Below are 15,263 nucleotides of genomic sequence, written 5' to 3'. Positions count from 1 at the left end.
GCCTCAGACCTCGCCGACCAGCCCCGCCGCCGTGATCCCGGCCATGGCCGCGATCGCATCGTTGTCCGAGGTATCGCCCGAAACCCCGACCGCACCGATCAGCGCGCCCTTGGAATCCCTGACCAGCACCCCGCCGGGCACCGGCACCAGCTTGCCGCCGAAGACGCCATTGGCCGCCGAGACGAACTGCGGGGCGATCTCGGCCCGGTCGCGCAGGGCGCTGCCGGACATGCCCAGCATCACCGCGCCATAGGCCTTGGCTTCGGCCACCGCCGCCCGCCCGGCCGAGGTCGCATCCTCGCGCTCGGCCGCCTTCAGATGCCCGCCGGCATCCAGCACCACCACGGCCAGCGGGTTGAAGCCGCGGGTCTTGGCCTCGGCCAGCGCCGCCTTGATGATCGTCTTCGCCTTGCGCAGGGTGATCTCTGCCATGTCGTGCTCCGTTCTTTGCCTTTGGAAATACTCCGGGGGGCGGCCGCAGGCCGGGGGGCAGCGCCCCCCGGAGGCGTTCCGCCGACGCGGTCCGGCGACGGCCCCGGACGGGGCCCGAGCCGGGCCGGCCGCCCTAATGCTGCGCCTTGCGCTCCAGCCGCCGCCGGTGCAGCACCGGCTCGGTATAGCCCGAAGGCTGCTCGCGGCCCAGGAACACCAGATCGCAGGCCGCCTTGAAGGCGACCCCGTCATAGCCCGGCGCCATCGGCTCATAGGCCGGATCGCCGGCATTCTGCCGGTCCACCACCTGCGCCATCTTCTCCAGCGCCGCCCGGACCTGGGCCTCGCTGACCACCCCGTGATGCAGCCAGTTGGCCAGGGCCTGCGACGAAATCCGGCAGGTCGCCCGATCCTCCATCAGCCCGACATCGTGGATATCCGGCACTTTCGAGCAGCCGATCCCCTGGTCGATCCAGCGCACCACATAGCCGAGGATGCCCTGGGCGTTGTTCTCGATCTCGGCGGCGATCTCCTCCTCGGACCAGTTCACCCCATGCGCCAGCGGGATCGTCAGCAGATCGTCCAGCTTGCCGCGCGGCCCGCCGGCGGCCAGCTCGTCCTGCCGGGCCATCACGTCGACCAGATGGTAATGCGTGGCATGCAGCGTCGCCGCGGTCGGGCTCGGCACCCAGGCGCAGGTCGCCCCGGCCTGCGGATGGCCGATCTTCTGCGCCAGCATGTCGCCCATCAGATCGGGCGCCGCCCACATGCCCTTGCCGATCTGCGCCTTGCCCTTCAGCCCGCAGGCCAGGCCGATATCGACATTGCGGTCCTCGTAGGCGGCGATCCAGGCCGAGTTCTTCATCTCGCCCTTGCGGATCATCGGCCCGGCTTCCATCGAGGTGTGAATCTCGTCGCCGGTCCGGTCCAGGAAGCCGGTGTTGATGAAGGCCACCCGGTGCTTCGCGGCCCGGATGCATTCCTTGAGGTTGACGCTGGTGCGCCGCTCCTCGTCCATGATCCCCAGCTTCACCGTATATTGCGGCAGGCCCAGTGAGGCTTCCACGGCGCTGAAGATCTCGTCGGCAAAGGCCACCTCTTCCGGCCCGTGCATCTTCGGCTTGACCACATAGACCGACCCGGCGGCCGAGTTCCGGGCGCCGTCGCTTTTCTTCAGGTCATGCATCGCGCAGAGCGTCGTCACCATGGCGTCGAGCAGCCCCTCGGGCACCTCGCGGCCCTCGCCGTCCAGCACCGCCGGATTGCTCATCAGATGGCCGACATTGCGCACCAGCATCAGCGCCCTGCCCTTGACGGTGATCTCGCCGCCCTCCGGGGTCCGATAGACCCGGTCCGGGTTCAGCCGCCGGGTAAAGCTCTTGCCGCCCTTGCTGACCTCCTCGGTCAGGTCGCCCTTCATCAGGCCCAGCCAGTTGCCCCAGGCCAGAACCTTGTCCTCGGCATCCACCGCCGCGACCGAATCCTCGCAATCCATGATCGCCGAGACGGCGCTTTCCAGCCGCACATCGGAAATCCCCGCCGGATCGGACCTGCCCACCGGGGTCGAGGGATCGACCACCACTTCGATCAGCAGCCCGTTCGCGCGCAGGAGCAGCTGCAACGGGCTCTCGCCGCCCTGATTGTAGCCGACGAATTCCGACGCCGCTTCCAGCCCGGTCTCGACCCCGGCGGTGACGACCAGCGCCCCGTCGCGGACCTCCAGCTTGGTCACATCGGCCCAGGAGGCGCCTTTCAGCGGCACCACCCTGTCGAGATGCGCCTTGGCCCAGGCCACCACCCGGGCGCCGCGCTCGGGGTCATAGCCCTTGCCCTTCGGCAGATCGCCCATGGCGTCGGTGCCGTAGAGCGCATCATAGAGCGACCCCCAGCGTGCATTGGCCGCGTTCAGCGCATAACGGGCGTTCATCACCGGCACCACCAGCTGCGGGCCCGGCAGGGTCGCGATCTCGGGATCGACATTCTGCGTCTCGATGCTGAAATCCGGCCCTTCGGGCAGCAGATATCCGATCTCGCGCAGGAAGGCCTGATAGGCCGCCGGGTCCACCGGCTCGCCCCTGCGGGCCTGGTGCCAGGCGTCGATCTTCGACTGCAGCTGCTCGCGCTTTTCCAGCAGCGCCCGGTTCTTCGGTCCGAACTCCTCGATCAGCCCGGCCAGCCCCGACCAGAAGCTGCCCGGAGCCACGCCGGTGCCCGGCAGTGCCGCGATCTCGATGAACGCCACCATCTCCGGCGCAACCTGCAATCCGTTTCTGTCGATCCGCTGACTCATGGCTCTGTCCCCTTGTTTGCTCCTTTCTATGGCGCTCCCGCGCGACGATGAAAAGTCGATTGTTCCGATTCTCGGCCATTTCGGTCGGAAAATGTTACCAATTCCGGCCCGATCTAGAAACTTAGGCGTCCCCCTAATTTTTGCTTGAGCGAATCGCCGCGACAGGCGAAACCCAATACTTAGGAGATGCCCTTATCAATCCCAGAGCCGCCCCATGTCTAACATGATCTTCGTCAATCTGCCGGTCGCCGACCTGCCCGCCGCGATGCGGTTCTGGCGGGCGCTCGGCTATGCGTTCAATCCCGACTACACCGACGACACCGCCGCCTGCCTGATCCTCTCGGACAGCGCCTTCGCGATGCTGCTGACCCATGACAAGTTCCGCGGCTTTGCCGGAGTGGCGCCGGTCGATACCGCCAGGGCCCGCGAGGTGCTGGTAGCGCTGCAAATCGACAGCCGCGCCGATGTCGACCGGCTGGTCGAGACCGCCGCGACCAAGGGCGGCGCGGAACATGGCGCCGCCAAGGACCACGGCTTCATGTATTATCGCGCTTTCGCCGACCCGGATGGCCATATCTGGGAACTGACCCATTTCCCCGCTCAGGAGAGCTGACATGACCCGCCTTCGCGTTCACGGCTTCACGATCTCGATCGACGGCTACGGCGCCGGGCCGGGCCAGGACCTGCAGAATCCGATGGGCCGGGGCAGCCAGGACCTGCACCGCTGGGCCTTCAAGACCCGCACCTTCCGGACGATGTTTGGCCAGGACGGCGGCTCGATCGGCGAGGACGACCGGCTGGCGGCGCGCGGATTTCACGGCATCGGCGCCTGGGTCATGGGGCGCAACATGTTCACCCACGAGCGCGGCCCCTGGGCCAATGACGACTGGAAAGGCTGGTGGGGCGACGTGCCGCCCTACCGCTGCCCGGTCTATGTGCTGACCCACCACCCCCGCGCCAGTTTCGACCATGGCGGCACCACCTTCCACTTCGTCGCCGAAGGGCTCGACGCGGCGCTGGAGCAGGCCCGCGCGGCGGCGGGCGATCTCGACATCCGGCTTGGCGGCGGGGTGGCGACGCTGCGCGCGGCGTTGCAACGCGGGCTGGTGGACGAGATGCATCTGGCGGTGGCGCCGATCCTGCTCGGCGGCGGCGAGGCGCTCTGGCCCGGGCTCGACCTGCCCGGCCTCGGCTACCGGATCGCCCGGACCCTGGCGACCCCGGACGCCCGCCATCTGCTGCTGGAAAAGGGATGACCGATCCCGCCCCGCTCAACGCGCTGTTCCAGGCGCTGGCGGATCCGACCCGGCGCGCGGTGCTGGCCCGGCTCTCGGCCGGTCCGCAGCCCGCCGGCGCCCTTGCCGAACCCTTCGGCATGGCCCTGCCCTCGTTCATGGAGCACCTCAAGAAACTGGAATCCGGCGGCCTGATCGAGACCCGCAAACAGGGCCGGACCCGGATCTGCGCGCTGCGGCCGGGCGCCCTCGCCCCGGCCCGCGACTGGATGGAAGAGCAGCGCGCGCTCTGGGATGCCCGGCTCGACAATCTGGAAGACCACCTTGCCACCCTGATGAAGGAGCGCCCCCGATGACCGCCGACACCACCCTGACGTTGCGCCGCATCCTGAAGGCGCCGCGCGATCTGGTCTGGCAATGCTGGACCACGCCCGAGCTGCTGCTGCCCTGGTTCTGCCCCAGGCCGCACAAGACCACCGAGGCGATCATCGACCTGCGCCCCGGCGGCCGGTTCTTCACCCGGATGCATGTCGACGGCGCCGACTATCCCAATGACGGCTCCTACCTGCATGTCGATCCCGGTCATGCGCTGGTCTTCACCGACATGATGCTGGCCGACTGGCAGCCGGCGAGCGACCCCGGGCTGGGCTTCACCGCCGAGTTGATCTTCAGGGACCACCCCGAGGGCACCGACTATACCGCCATCGCCCGGCACCGGACCCCGGAGAGCGCCGAACAGCACGAGCAGATGGGCTTTTCCCGGGGCTGGGGCACCGTGGCCGAGCAGCTCGAGGCCTATATTCGGGCCGGAATGCACTGAACCGCCCCCGCTGGCGCCCCCCTTCTTGTTGCCGCTGCCCCGCGGGGCTAACGTCGCCCGGAAAACAGACCAGCGCATCCCGCGCGCCGCGGGGGATGCCAGACCGGAGTTCCCATGCGCGACGATTCCCCGACCCAGACGCTTCTTGCCGATTACCGCCCCTATCCGCTGACGGCCGAGTCGGTGGCGCTGACCTTCCGCCTGGCGCCTTCGGCGACCCGCGTGACCTCGGCAATCCGCTACCGCGCCAACCCGGCCGGCAGCGGCCCGGTGCGGTTCGACGGCGAGAAGCTGCGGCTGATCCGCGCCGCGGTGGACGGGGTCGAGCTGACGCCGGGCGATTACGAGCTCGACTCGACCGGCCTCACCCTCACCCGGCCGCTGCCCGACAGCTTCCTCTGGGAAGCCGAGGTCGAGATCGACCCGGCGGCCAATACCGCGCTGGAAGGGCTCTACATCTCCAAGGGCATGTATTGCACCCAATGCGAGGCCGAGGGCTTCCGCAAGATCACCTTCTATCCCGACCGCCCCGACGTGATGGCGCCCTTCAAGGTCCGGATCGAGAGCGATCTGCCGGTGCTCCTGTCGAACGGCAATCCGGTCGGCTCCGGCCCCGGCTGGGCGGAATGGGACGACCCCTGGCCGAAGCCCGCCTATCTCTTCGCCCTGGTCGCCGGCGATCTGGTGGCCACGCATGGCGAATTCATCACCTGCGAGGATCGCCGGGTCGATCTGAACATCTGGACCCGCCCCGGCGACGAGGACAAATGCGACTATGCGCTGGATTCCCTGATCCGCTCGATGGACTGGGACGAGCGCGTCTATGGCCGCGCCTACGACCTGGACATTTTCAACATCGTCGCGGTCGATGACTTCAACATGGGCGCGATGGAGAACAAGGGATTGAACATTTTCAACTCCCGCTATGTCCTGGCCAGCCCCGAGACCGCCACCGACAAGGACTATGAGCTGATCGAGGGCATCATCGCCCACGAGTATTTCCACAACTGGACCGGCAACCGGATCACCTGCCGCGACTGGTTCCAGCTCTGCCTCAAGGAAGGGCTGACCGTGTTCCGCGACCAGCAGTTCACCGGCGACATGCGCAGCCAGCCGGTGAAGCGGATCGACGACGTGCTGGGCCTCCGGGCCGGCCAGTTCCGCGAGGACAGCGGCCCGCTCAGCCACCCGGTGCGGCCCGATGCCTATGCCGAGATCAACAACTTCTACACCGCCACGGTCTATCGCAAGGGCGCCGAGGTGATCGGCATGCTGCGCCGCCTGGTCGGCCCGGAAGGCTATGACAAGGCGCTCGATCTCTATTTCGAACGCCATGACGGCGACGCCGCGACGATCGAGGACTGGCTGAAGGTCTTCGAGGACGCCACCGGCCGCGACCTGACCCAGTTCAAGCGCTGGTACACCCAGTCCGGCACCCCGCGGGTCAGCGTCGAGGACAGCTATGCCGACGGCACCTATACCCTGACCCTGCGCCAGCAGACCCTGCCGACCCCGGGCCAGCCCGACAAGCAGCCGCAGGTGATTCCGGTGGCCATGGGCCTTCTGAACCCGAACGGGGACGAGGTCCTGCCGACCCGGGTCCTGGAACTGACCGAGGCCGAGCAGACCTTTGAATTCAAGGGCCTGTCCAGCCGCCCGGTGCCCTCGCTGCTGCGCGATTTCTCCGCGCCCGTGGTGCTCGACCGCGCCGTGCCCTCCGCCGAGCGGGCCTTCCTGCTGGCGCATGACACCGATCCGTTCAACCGCTGGGAATCGGGCCGGGCCCTGGCCAAGGACAGCCTGCTGGCGACGATCCGCGATGGCGCCGCCCCCGACGCCGACCTGATCGAGGGGCTGCGGGCGGTGATCACCGACGACAGCCTCGATCCCGCCTTCCGCGCCAAGATGCTGGCCCTTCCGGGCGAGGACGACCTGGCCCAGACCCTGCACCAGTCCGGCACCACCCCCGACCCGCTGGCGATCCATCGGGCGGTTGGCGCGCTGGAGGACGCCCTGGCCCGGGCGCTGGAATCCGAGCTGACGGCGCTCCATGACAGCTGCCAGGTGCAGGGCCCCTACACGCCCGACGCGGCCTCGGCCGGCAAGCGGGCGCTCGGCAATGCGGCGCTCGGCCTGCTGACAAGGCTCGACCCGGCGCGGGCCCGGGCGCAATTCTCGAAGGCCGACAACATGACCCAGCAGCAGGCCGCCTGGGCCGCGCTGCTGGCGGTCGGCGAGGGAGCGGTCGAAACCCGTGCCTTCTACGAACAATGGCAGCACGAGCGGCTGGTGATCGACAAGTGGTTCTCGATGCAGGTCACGCTGGCCAGTCCGGAAACCTGTGCCGAAACCGCCAGGGCCCTGCAATCGCACAAGGATTTCGACTGGAAGAACCCGAACCGCTGCCGCTCGGTGATCGGGGCGCTGGCGCTGAACGCTGCCGGCTTCCACGATCCGTCCGGGGCCAGCTACCGGCTGCTGGCCGATGCGCTGATCCGGCTCGACCCGATCAACCCGCAGACCGCGGCCAGGGTTTCCTCGGCCTTCGACAGCTGGGGGCGCTATGACGCGCACCGGCAAGAGCTGATCCGGGCCGAACTGCGCCGGGTTCTCGCCACCCCCGATCTCAGCCGCGACCTGACCGAGATGGTCAGCCGAATCCTGGGCGCGTGACCATGCGGGCTCTGGTTCTCGAACGGGTCGGCCAGCTTTCGCTCCGCGACATCGCCCTGGACCAGAGCCTCGGCCCCGATGACGTGCGGATCGCCGTGCATACCGTGGGGATCTGCGGCTCGGACGTGCATTACTACACCCACGGCAGGATCGGCCCCTTCGTGGTCGAAGCGCCGATGGTGCTGGGCCACGAGGCCGCCGGGGTGGTCACCGAGGTCGGCGCCGGGGTGACGAGCCTCGCCCCCGGCGACCGGGTCTGCATGGAGCCCGGCGTGCCCGACCCCCACAGCCGCGCCGCCCGGCTGGGGATCTACAATGTCGATCCCGCCGTGACCTTCTGGGCAACGCCGCCGGTGCATGGCTGCCTGACCGGGTCGGTGACTCACCCCGCGGCCTATACCTACAGGCTGCCCGACAGCGTGAGCTTTGCCGAGGGCGCGATGGTCGAACCCTTCGCCATCGGGATGCAGGCGGCGGCGCGGGCGCGGATCGCGCCCGGCGACGTGGCCCTGGTGATCGGCGCCGGGCCGATCGGCTACATGGTCGCGCTGGCGGCGCTGGCAGGGGGCTGCGCGCGGGTCTACCTGTCCGATGTGAAGCCGGAAAAGCTGGAAGCGGTGCAGCACTACCCGGGCCTGATCGCCCCCCCCGGCGATGCCACCGCCCGGGTCATGGACGAGACCGCCGGCTGGGGCGCCGATCTGGTCTTCGAATGTTCCGGCCATCCCTCGGCCTTCGGATCGGTCTTCAGCGCCGCCCGCCCCGGCGGCGCGGTGGTCTTCGTCGGAATGCCGGTCGAACCCGTCCCGCTCGACATCGTCGCCGCCCAAGCCCGGGAACTGCGGATGGAAACCGTCTTCCGCTATGCCAATGTCTATGACCGGGCCCTGGCCCTGATCGGCGCCGGCAAGGTCGATCTGAAACCGCTGATCACCGAGACCTTCGCCTTTGCCGATTCGGTGGCGGCATTCGAGCGTGCCGCCGAAGGCCGGCCCCGCGACATCAAGCTGCAAATCCGGGTCGGCTGAGCACCGGCCCGGGGGAGAACAGGAGCCAGACCATGCCCCGCAAGACCCTTCTGATCACCGGCGCCTCGACCGGCATCGGCGCCGCCTGCGCCCGTCTCGCCGCCCCGACCCATGACCTTGCGCTCGGCTTCCGCTCCGACACCGCCGCCGCCACCGAGGTCGCCGATCAGGCCCGCGCGGCCGGGGCCAGGGTGGAACTGCTCCAGGCCGATCTGTCGATCCCGGGCGAGGTGGAACGGATGTTCGCCGAGTTCGATGCCGCCTTCCCCCGGCTCGACGGGCTGGTGAACAATGCCGGGATCGTCGATCAGGCGGCGCGGCTGGACGAGATCGACCCCCTGCGCCTGCGCCGGATGGTCGATACCAACCTGATCGGCCCGCTGCTGGTCGCCGGCCAGGCGGTGCGCCGGATGTCGACCCGCTACGGCCATGCCGGCGGCGTGATCGTCAACATCTCCTCGGTCGCCGCAAGGCTCGGCGGGCCCGGGCAATATGTCGACTACGCCGCCACCAAGGGCGCGCTCGACACCATGACCCGCGGGCTGGCAGACGAGGTCGCCCGCGAATCGATCCGGGTCTGCGGCATCCGCCCCGGCATCATCGAGACCCCGATCCACGGCAAGGGCGGGCAACCCGACCGGGCCGCGCGGATGGCCGCGCTGGTGCCGATGCAGCGCGCCGGCACCGCCAGCGAAGTCGCCGAAGCGGTTCTCTGGCTGCTGTCCGACGCCGCCTCCTACGTGACCGGCGCCACGCTGGACGTCACCGGCGGCCGCTAGGGCCGGGCTCGGCGGCACCGGTTTGGTGCGTGAAATCACGCACCCTACCCGCCCCGCGTCGGCCGGAACCCACGGACCCGGCCGGCACCGTAGGGTGCGTGCTTGCACGCACCACCACCACCCCGATCAAACGACCGCGCCGCAAAGACCGATCCGCCCCTAGCGGGCCTGGCAATAGTCCTGCTCGCGGGTCCAGGCCGCCATCTCGGCGCGCTTGTCGGCCCAGTGCATCGGCCCCCAGTCGGCGGTGATCGAGGCCACCGTCCCGTCCGAGACCCGCACCCGCCGGTCGGCGATCCGCACCGCGCAGTTCAGGTTCACCGCGCCGTCCAGAAGCTCGCCGGGATCGCAGCCGACCGACCGCGCCGTCGAGGGCAGGATCTGCAGCAGGCCGAAATAGAGCCCGCCGCCGCCCTTTGCCTTGGGGTTCCAGGTGCTCTCGTATTTCGCGATGGCCGAGAACAGCCCGGCCCAGAAGGCGGCCCGGTCCTCGGGCCCGGCCTCTTCATAGCCCGGGCAATAGGCGTCGATATCCGTCGGCACCACCGTCAGCAGCGAGGTCCCCCGGGTCTGCATCGCCAGCATCGCCGCGTTGGTCCAGCGCTCGGCCTCGGGCCGGTGGTCCCACCGCATCGCCGGGGAGCTGTCCTCGGGCTCGGGCGCCGCCAGGGGGGCGCAGGCGGTCGGGAAGGCGCAGATCGCGGCGAGCATTGCGGCACGGACGGCGCCGGAGCGGGGAAATGGCAACATGGGTCCAGATCGGCAAGACCGGGCAGGCAGCATCCCGGCAGCCGGACTCATGGCCCGACAGCCCCCTCCGGGTCAAACATCGATCCCGCCGATCAGCGGATGTCCGCCAGCCGGCGCCCGCCCCCGCTTCATCTTGCAAATATCCCGGGGGTGAGGCGCGCCCGCGCCGAGGGGGCAGCGCCCCCTGCCCGGCCGCCGTTGCAAGCGAACTTGCCCGCCCGGCCCCGAGCGCCTAGAACACGCTCCGACACCGCCAAGGACCATCGCAGATGCTCGACCTGACCTTTGCCCCGCCGACCCCGAAGACCATCGAAGGCGCCACCGGCCCCTGGGAACTGGTGATCGGGATGGAAATCCATGCCCAGGTCTCCAGCGAGGCCAAGCTGTTCTCGGGCGCCTCGACCCGTTTCGGGGCCGAGCCGAACTCGAACGTCGCCTTCGTCGATGCCGCGATGCCGGGAATGCTGCCGGTGGTCAACGAATACTGCATCGAGCAGGCGGTGCGCACCGGGCTGGGCCTGAAGGCGCAGATCAACCTGGTCTCGGCCTTCGACCGCAAGAACTACTTCTACCCCGACCTGCCGCAGGGCTACCAGATTTCGCAGCTCTACCACCCGCTGGTCGGCGAAGGCGAGGTGCTGGTCGAGATGGGCCAGGGCACCGCCCGCAAGGTCCGGATCGAACGCATCCATGTCGAGCAGGACGCCGGCAAGTCGATCCACGACATGGACCCCACCATGTCCTTCGTCGATCTCAACCGCACCGGCGTCGCCCTGATGGAGATCGTCTCGCGCCCCGACATCCGCGGCCCCGAGGAAGCGGCGGCCTATGTGGTCAAGCTGCGCCAGATCCTGCGCTATCTCGGCACCTGCGACGGCAACATGCAGAACGGCAACCTGCGCGCCGACGTGAACGTTTCCGTCTGCCGGCCGGGCGATTACGAGAAATACCAGGAAACCCAGGACTTCTCGCATCTCGGCACCCGCTGCGAGATCAAGAACATGAACTCGATGCGCTTCATCCAGCAGGCCATCGATTTCGAGGCGCGGCGCCAGATCGCTCTGTTGGAGGACGGCGGCACGGTCGAGCAGGAGACCCGGCTCTACGATGCCGACAAGGGCGAGACCCGCTCCATGCGGTCCAAGGAAGAGGCGCATGACTACCGCTACTTCCCCGATCCCGACCTGCTGCCGCTGGAAATCGAACAGGCCTGGGTCGATGACATCGCCGCCAGCCTGCCGGAACTGCCCGACGACAAGAAGGCCCGCTTCATGACCGAATTCGGGCTGACCGATTATGACGCCTCGGTGCTGACCGCCGATGTCGAGAACGCGCATTACTTCGAGGCCGTGGCCCGGGGCCGCGACGGCAAGCTGGCCGCCAACTGGGTGATCAACGAACTGTTCGGCCGGCTCAAGAAGGAAGGCCACGAGATCGGCGACAGCCCGGTCTCGGCCGAGCAGCTCGGCGGCATCGTCGAGCTGATTTCCAGCGGCGAGATTTCCGGCAAGATCGCCAAGGACCTGTTCGAGATCGTCTATACCGAAGGCGGCGACCCGGCGACGATCGTGGCCGAGCGCGGGATGAAGCAGGTCACCGACACCGGCGCCATCGAGGCGGCGGTGGATGCCGTCATCGCCGAGAACCCGGCCCAGGTCGAGAAGGCCCAGGCCAATCCCAAGCTGGCGGGCTGGTTCGTCGGCCAGGTGATGAAGGCGACCGGCGGCAAGGCCAACCCGAAGGCGGTCAACGAACTGGTGGCGAAGAAGCTGGGGCTGTAGCGGGCTGCGGGATCGGCCTGTGGTCTTGCCTCATGGGCGACGGGAATCGGGCTGACGCTGCGCGGCGCTCAGAAGCCGACAGTGCGGACGAAGTGTGCATTCGACGCAACTACTCGAACGTCTGTTGTCGGCGTATTGTGGTCAAAGTATGCACTACGCTCGAAAATTCACGACGTCTTGAACGACGTTGTCAACGAGCTGCCTCGGCAGTTCCGCAAAATCGAATTGAACAAACACCGGGCGCAACAGCGAGAAGACCATTTCCTCGGTATTCAATGCGATCTCACCAACACGTCCTGAAATCTGCGAAGTAATCGAGTTTTCATGCGCCATGCCGCCGCAATGCAACATGTAGCGCAATCGATGCTGTGTCAATCTCCGACCGTTGGTACCGAAGTATGTAACGCGCATTTGGAAGGTGGAATCCACGGATGCATATGTTAAACCGAGCCACTCAATCAACTTGAGCATCTCGGTCATACGGTAGATAGGCAGTTCCCAATCAAACCCTGGTCGATGAGGGCGAGGCGCTAGGTTGGCACCATAATTTGGGTTGTCCTCCTGCATCGCCCTCACAAGATATCCGTCGCCATGTACCGACAGACGCCAGAAATCGGAGTAGAACGGGTCGCGGTCACGCTCTTCCTTGCCAACTAGCCACGTCTGTATCACATCTCGCGACGGGCGGGGCGCCATCCCATCCCGATGTAAAGACACAAAGGGCGCCCAGCCGCTGTGCCGTGGGCGGTTCAGGTCGAGGTTTTTGTTAAGTTCAGCTATGTCAGGCTCTTGGAATGACCTGATTGAGAATGCCACCTCGTAGTATCCGATTTCAAGACGCAGTGGGTGTCCTTCTGGCAAATCCGCAAGAAGGTCGGCCCGCGCAGCACGCGACGCGCGAATCCAGTCTTCGAATACCTGTTCTTGTGCTGGCGGAGTAAATTCTTGCTCTGGATTCAGAACATTCCTGATCGCGTTTATCAGTTGATCTTGGCGCGCGTGCACCAGTCGCTCCAAGAGACGCTCCCAGTCGTCTTGCGTCCTGCAGGGCTCACTTTTTCCACCCGGTCGTCTAACGTAAACGATCCCATTAGCAAGCGTTCGGTTATCTGGGCTTTGCCTGGATGCGAACAATGGAACTCGGCCAGCGGCCGGAACGGATATTACGGGATGGTCAATTTGACCTGTTGTCTGACGATAAATCTCGACACTGCATTGAATAGCTGGCGTGCAATATCGATGAACGATCCCGGCAATGGCATCCTGCGAGAATGCCTTTGCTTCGATTTCCTCTGGATCGATGGGCTGATGTCCTTGCCCTTCATCATCTGTAAAGCCAATGAAAATATGGCCACCACCCGAGTTTGCGAGAGCAATGATCTCCTTAGCAAGCCGTGCTTTTTCGTCGCTTTCAACAAGGCCGCCGAGCCAGTTCTTCACCTCAACGAATTCCGTCTCACGGAGTTGGTCAATGAGTTGTTGGACCCTTTCATCTGGCACAGATGAGACCTCGATTTACTGACGACAAGCCATAGTCTTTAGCGCCAGTCGCGTAACGCGCTATCCTGTCCGTTTCCCGTGGCGGACTACATTCCAAATAACAACGAAAAGCTCCGAACGAAAGTCATGTGTTGGCGAGGCCGTAGTGACTGGCAGTAATGCGCAGGTCACGCGCCTTCGGACGCCATGCAACATCCGTAAGATTGGGCGCGAAGCTACCGTTCGCTGCACTGAACACCGGCGTCTCCTGTGGGCCATTCCTCCAGCCATCGCCACAGCCCTCTTCGCGCGCGTCCCCGCCCCTCAGCTGTTAACCGCCCATTCACCAAGACAGGCGTCCCCACGGCTTTCTCAACGATTCCAATCTCTTGACCCCCCGTCCCCATGGGGACACCCGGTCACAGTCGCGCCATTCCCCCGGCGATGCCCTTCCAGACTCGGCCGGTCTCGGCTAGAACCCCCCGGTCAGCCGACCCGGGAGAGCCTCATGACGCGATACGAATACAAGGTCGTTCCCGCCCCGAAGAAGGGCGAGAAAGCCCGCGGGGTGAAGACGCCCGAGGACCGCTTCGCCCATACCCTGGCCAGCCTGATGAACCTGCACGGCGCCGACGGATGGGAATATCTGCGGACCGACACCCTGCCGGCCGAGGAACGCTCGGGCCTGACCGGGCGGACCACGGTGTTCCAGAACATGCTGGTGTTTCGCCGGGTTCTCGATGTCGAGGCGCAGCATCCCGCCCCGGCGCGGCCCCGGGTCGTGCCGATGCCGGACCCCGTGCCGGAACCGACACCCGAACCCCCGCGCCCGCCGCAGGCCGCGGATGGACAGGAACCCACCGTGGTCCCGGTCCGCCGCGATCCCGAGCCCGGTCCCTCGCCACGTCTGGGTCCGGCGAACGGAGGTCTGGCGGGCGAGTGAGCTAGGCCTCGATCTCCAGCGCCAGCGCGTGGATCTTCCCGATCACCTCGGGACCCAGCGCGGCATGAACCGCCCGATGCCGCGCCAGGCGCGACATCCCGGCAAAGACGGGCGCCGCGATGCGGACCCGGAAATGACTCTCGCCGCCCTCCTGGTATCCGGCATGACCGCGATGACTCTCGCTCTCGTCCAGGACTTCCAGCCGCGACGGTGCAAAGGCGTCGCTCAGAAGCGTCTCGATCTGGTCTTTCATCGGCATTCTTGCGCCCTACCCTCTTCCCGTTCCGGGAGAAACCTCTAAACTCGCTGGTCCGAGTCGAAAAGGCGGTCACATGGCAAAAAACGATCCATTCGGTTTCGACATATCGGTCGGGGCTGACAAGAAGAAGCGGACCAGAGGACGGCGGGGCATGTCCGGGGCGTTCGAGACCTCGACACGGGTCTGCGAACATCCGGGCTGCAAGGAGGCGGGCCAGTACCGGGCGCCGAAATCGCCCGACATCCTGGACGACTATTTCTGGTTCTGCCGCGAGCACGTGCGCGAATACAATCTGAAGTGGAACTTCTTCAACGGCTCGACCGAAGAGGAATTCCAGGAGCAGCTCGACAAGGACCGGGTCTGGGAACGGCCGACCAAGCCCTTCAAGAAGGGCGAGGAGCAACGAGCCTGGTCGCGGCTGGGGATCAAGGACCCGCATGAGGTGCTGGGCGCCAAGGCGACGCAGAACCCCGGCAAGTCGATCACCGGCACCCGCAAGCTGCCCCCGACCGAGCGCAAGGCGCTGGAGATCCTGGAAGCCAAGGACCACTGGACCCGCCCCGAGGTCCGCAAGCAGTACAAGAGCCTGGTCAAGGATCTTCATCCCGACATGAACGGCGGCAACCGGGCCGACGAGGACCGGCTGCAAGAGGTTGTCTGGGCCTGGGATCAGATCAAGGTCTCGCGCAACTTCCGCGATTGATCGGCCCCGGCGCGGCCGTCGCTGCCCGAATCCGGCGGCGACGGAAACGCGCCACCGGCGCGTGTTGCTACGGATCACCGGCAACCGCGAG

At 66.8% G+C, this 15,263-nt stretch carries 15 protein-coding genes; 10 read left to right on the top strand and 5 right to left on the bottom strand.

Going from position 1 to position 15,263, the window contains the following annotated elements:
- Positions 1 to 3: 3 nt before the first annotated feature.
- Together NUW50_RS13650 and NUW50_RS13645 are read right to left on the bottom strand one after the other, a co-directional pair.
- Complete coding sequence (locus NUW50_RS13650; protein WP_258289688.1) at positions 4 to 432, bottom strand: GlcG/HbpS family heme-binding protein; 429 nt, start codon at positions 430 to 432, stop codon at positions 4 to 6.
- A gap of 133 nt (positions 433 to 565) precedes the next feature.
- Complete coding sequence (locus tag NUW50_RS13645; RefSeq protein ID WP_258289687.1) at positions 566 to 2,722, bottom strand: malate synthase G; 2,157 nt, start codon at positions 2,720 to 2,722, stop codon at positions 566 to 568.
- A 214-nt stretch (positions 2,723 to 2,936) separates the two neighbouring features.
- On the opposite strand from NUW50_RS13645, the gene NUW50_RS13640 reads away from it, so the two are divergent.
- The 7 genes from NUW50_RS13640 to NUW50_RS13610 all read left to right on the top strand — a co-directional run bounded on the left by NUW50_RS13640 (position 2,937) and on the right by NUW50_RS13610 (position 9,257).
- Positions 2,937 to 3,335 (top strand): VOC family protein, encoded by a 399-nt coding sequence (locus NUW50_RS13640; protein WP_258289686.1) that lies wholly within the window; start codon positions 2,937 to 2,939, stop codon positions 3,333 to 3,335.
- 1 nt (position 3,336) lies between these two features.
- Complete coding sequence (locus NUW50_RS13635) at positions 3,337 to 3,978, top strand: dihydrofolate reductase family protein (protein ID WP_258289685.1); 642 nt, start codon at positions 3,337 to 3,339, stop codon at positions 3,976 to 3,978.
- Positions 3,975 to 4,313, top strand: a complete 339-nt coding sequence (locus NUW50_RS13630; protein ID WP_258289684.1) for an ArsR/SmtB family transcription factor — start codon at positions 3,975 to 3,977, stop codon at positions 4,311 to 4,313. Before NUW50_RS13635 ends, NUW50_RS13630 begins: the two co-directional genes overlap by 4 nt.
- The gene (locus NUW50_RS13625; RefSeq protein ID WP_258289683.1) at positions 4,310 to 4,777 is read left to right on the top strand and encodes an SRPBCC family protein; all 468 of its coding nucleotides are present in this window, start codon (positions 4,310 to 4,312) and stop codon (positions 4,775 to 4,777) included. The genes NUW50_RS13630 and NUW50_RS13625 overlap by 4 nt, the downstream gene beginning before the upstream one ends.
- Positions 4,778 to 4,891: 114 nt before the next feature.
- Positions 4,892 to 7,450, top strand: a complete 2,559-nt coding sequence (gene pepN, locus NUW50_RS13620; protein ID WP_258289682.1) for an aminopeptidase N — start codon at positions 4,892 to 4,894, stop codon at positions 7,448 to 7,450.
- Between the two features lie 2 nt (positions 7,451 to 7,452).
- Positions 7,453 to 8,478: an NAD(P)-dependent alcohol dehydrogenase gene (locus NUW50_RS13615; RefSeq protein ID WP_258289681.1), complete on the top strand. Its 1,026-nt coding sequence runs from the start codon at positions 7,453 to 7,455 to the stop codon at positions 8,476 to 8,478.
- A 32-nt stretch (positions 8,479 to 8,510) separates the two neighbouring features.
- Positions 8,511 to 9,257 (top strand): SDR family oxidoreductase, encoded by a 747-nt coding sequence (locus tag NUW50_RS13610; protein WP_258289680.1) that lies wholly within the window; start codon positions 8,511 to 8,513, stop codon positions 9,255 to 9,257.
- A 159-nt stretch (positions 9,258 to 9,416) separates the two neighbouring features.
- Here the strand turns inward: NUW50_RS13610 and NUW50_RS13605 are convergent, their stop codons facing one another.
- Positions 9,417 to 10,004, bottom strand: a complete 588-nt coding sequence (locus NUW50_RS13605; RefSeq protein ID WP_258289679.1) for a transglycosylase SLT domain-containing protein — start codon at positions 10,002 to 10,004, stop codon at positions 9,417 to 9,419.
- Positions 10,005 to 10,276: 272 nt separating this feature from the next.
- Here NUW50_RS13605 and gatB point away from each other — a divergent pair, with 272 nt between their 5' ends.
- Positions 10,277 to 11,788: an Asp-tRNA(Asn)/Glu-tRNA(Gln) amidotransferase subunit GatB gene (gene gatB, locus NUW50_RS13600; protein WP_258289678.1), complete on the top strand. Its 1,512-nt coding sequence runs from the start codon at positions 10,277 to 10,279 to the stop codon at positions 11,786 to 11,788.
- Between the two features lie 153 nt (positions 11,789 to 11,941).
- Here gatB and NUW50_RS13595 read toward each other — a convergent pair whose 3' ends face one another.
- Positions 11,942 to 13,288 carry an AlbA family DNA-binding domain-containing protein gene (locus tag NUW50_RS13595; RefSeq protein WP_258289677.1) on the bottom strand — a complete coding sequence of 449 codons (1,347 nt, stop codon included), beginning with the start codon at positions 13,286 to 13,288 and terminating at the stop codon, positions 11,942 to 11,944.
- 487 nt (positions 13,289 to 13,775) lie between these two features.
- Here NUW50_RS13595 and NUW50_RS13590 point away from each other — a divergent pair, with 487 nt between their 5' ends.
- Entirely contained in the window at positions 13,776 to 14,210 is a 435-nt protein-coding gene (locus NUW50_RS13590; protein ID WP_258289676.1) for a DUF4177 domain-containing protein, read from the top strand.
- A 1-nt stretch (position 14,211) separates the two neighbouring features.
- On the opposite strand, the gene NUW50_RS13585 is transcribed toward NUW50_RS13590, so the two are convergent.
- Positions 14,212 to 14,469, bottom strand: coding sequence for a BolA family protein (locus NUW50_RS13585; RefSeq protein WP_258289675.1), 258 nt, complete (start codon positions 14,467 to 14,469; stop codon positions 14,212 to 14,214).
- Positions 14,470 to 14,542: 73 nt separating this feature from the next.
- Here NUW50_RS13585 and NUW50_RS13580 point away from each other — a divergent pair, with 73 nt between their 5' ends.
- Positions 14,543 to 15,172, top strand: coding sequence for a J domain-containing protein (locus tag NUW50_RS13580; protein WP_258289674.1), 630 nt, complete (start codon positions 14,543 to 14,545; stop codon positions 15,170 to 15,172).
- The last annotated feature ends 91 nt before the right edge of the window (positions 15,173 to 15,263 follow it).

The organism is Frigidibacter sp. ROC022 (assembly GCF_024723735.1).
In the GTDB taxonomy this organism is placed as follows: Bacteria; Pseudomonadota; Alphaproteobacteria; order Rhodobacterales; family Rhodobacteraceae; genus SLM-1.
Note: the sequence above shows the minus strand (reverse complement) of the source record. Positions and strands in the feature narration are given on the sequence as shown.

Excerpts from the sequence above, each read along its gene's own strand:
- pepN (WP_258289682.1), top strand. The coding sequence starts at position 4,892 with ATGCGCGACGATTCCCCGACCCAGACGCTTCTTGCCGATTACCGCCCC.
- NUW50_RS13630 (WP_258289684.1), top strand. The coding sequence starts at position 3,975 with ATGACCGATCCCGCCCCGCTCAACGCGCTGTTCCAGGCGCTGGCGGAT.
- gatB (WP_258289678.1), top strand. The coding sequence starts at position 10,277 with ATGCTCGACCTGACCTTTGCCCCGCCGACCCCGAAGACCATCGAAGGC.
- NUW50_RS13640 (WP_258289686.1), top strand. The coding sequence starts at position 2,937 with ATGTCTAACATGATCTTCGTCAATCTGCCGGTCGCCGACCTGCCCGCC.
- NUW50_RS13625 (WP_258289683.1), top strand. The coding sequence starts at position 4,310 with ATGACCGCCGACACCACCCTGACGTTGCGCCGCATCCTGAAGGCGCCG.
- NUW50_RS13585 (WP_258289675.1), bottom strand. The coding sequence starts at position 14,469 with ATGCCGATGAAAGACCAGATCGAGACGCTTCTGAGCGACGCCTTTGCA.
- NUW50_RS13650 (WP_258289688.1), bottom strand. The coding sequence starts at position 432 with ATGGCAGAGATCACCCTGCGCAAGGCGAAGACGATCATCAAGGCGGCG.
- NUW50_RS13590 (WP_258289676.1), top strand. The coding sequence starts at position 13,776 with ATGACGCGATACGAATACAAGGTCGTTCCCGCCCCGAAGAAGGGCGAG.
- NUW50_RS13615 (WP_258289681.1), top strand. The coding sequence starts at position 7,453 with ATGCGGGCTCTGGTTCTCGAACGGGTCGGCCAGCTTTCGCTCCGCGAC.
- NUW50_RS13610 (WP_258289680.1), top strand. The coding sequence starts at position 8,511 with ATGCCCCGCAAGACCCTTCTGATCACCGGCGCCTCGACCGGCATCGGC.
- NUW50_RS13635 (WP_258289685.1), top strand. The coding sequence starts at position 3,337 with ATGACCCGCCTTCGCGTTCACGGCTTCACGATCTCGATCGACGGCTAC.
- NUW50_RS13580 (WP_258289674.1), top strand. The coding sequence starts at position 14,543 with ATGGCAAAAAACGATCCATTCGGTTTCGACATATCGGTCGGGGCTGAC.
- NUW50_RS13645 (WP_258289687.1), bottom strand. The coding sequence starts at position 2,722 with ATGAGTCAGCGGATCGACAGAAACGGATTGCAGGTTGCGCCGGAGATG.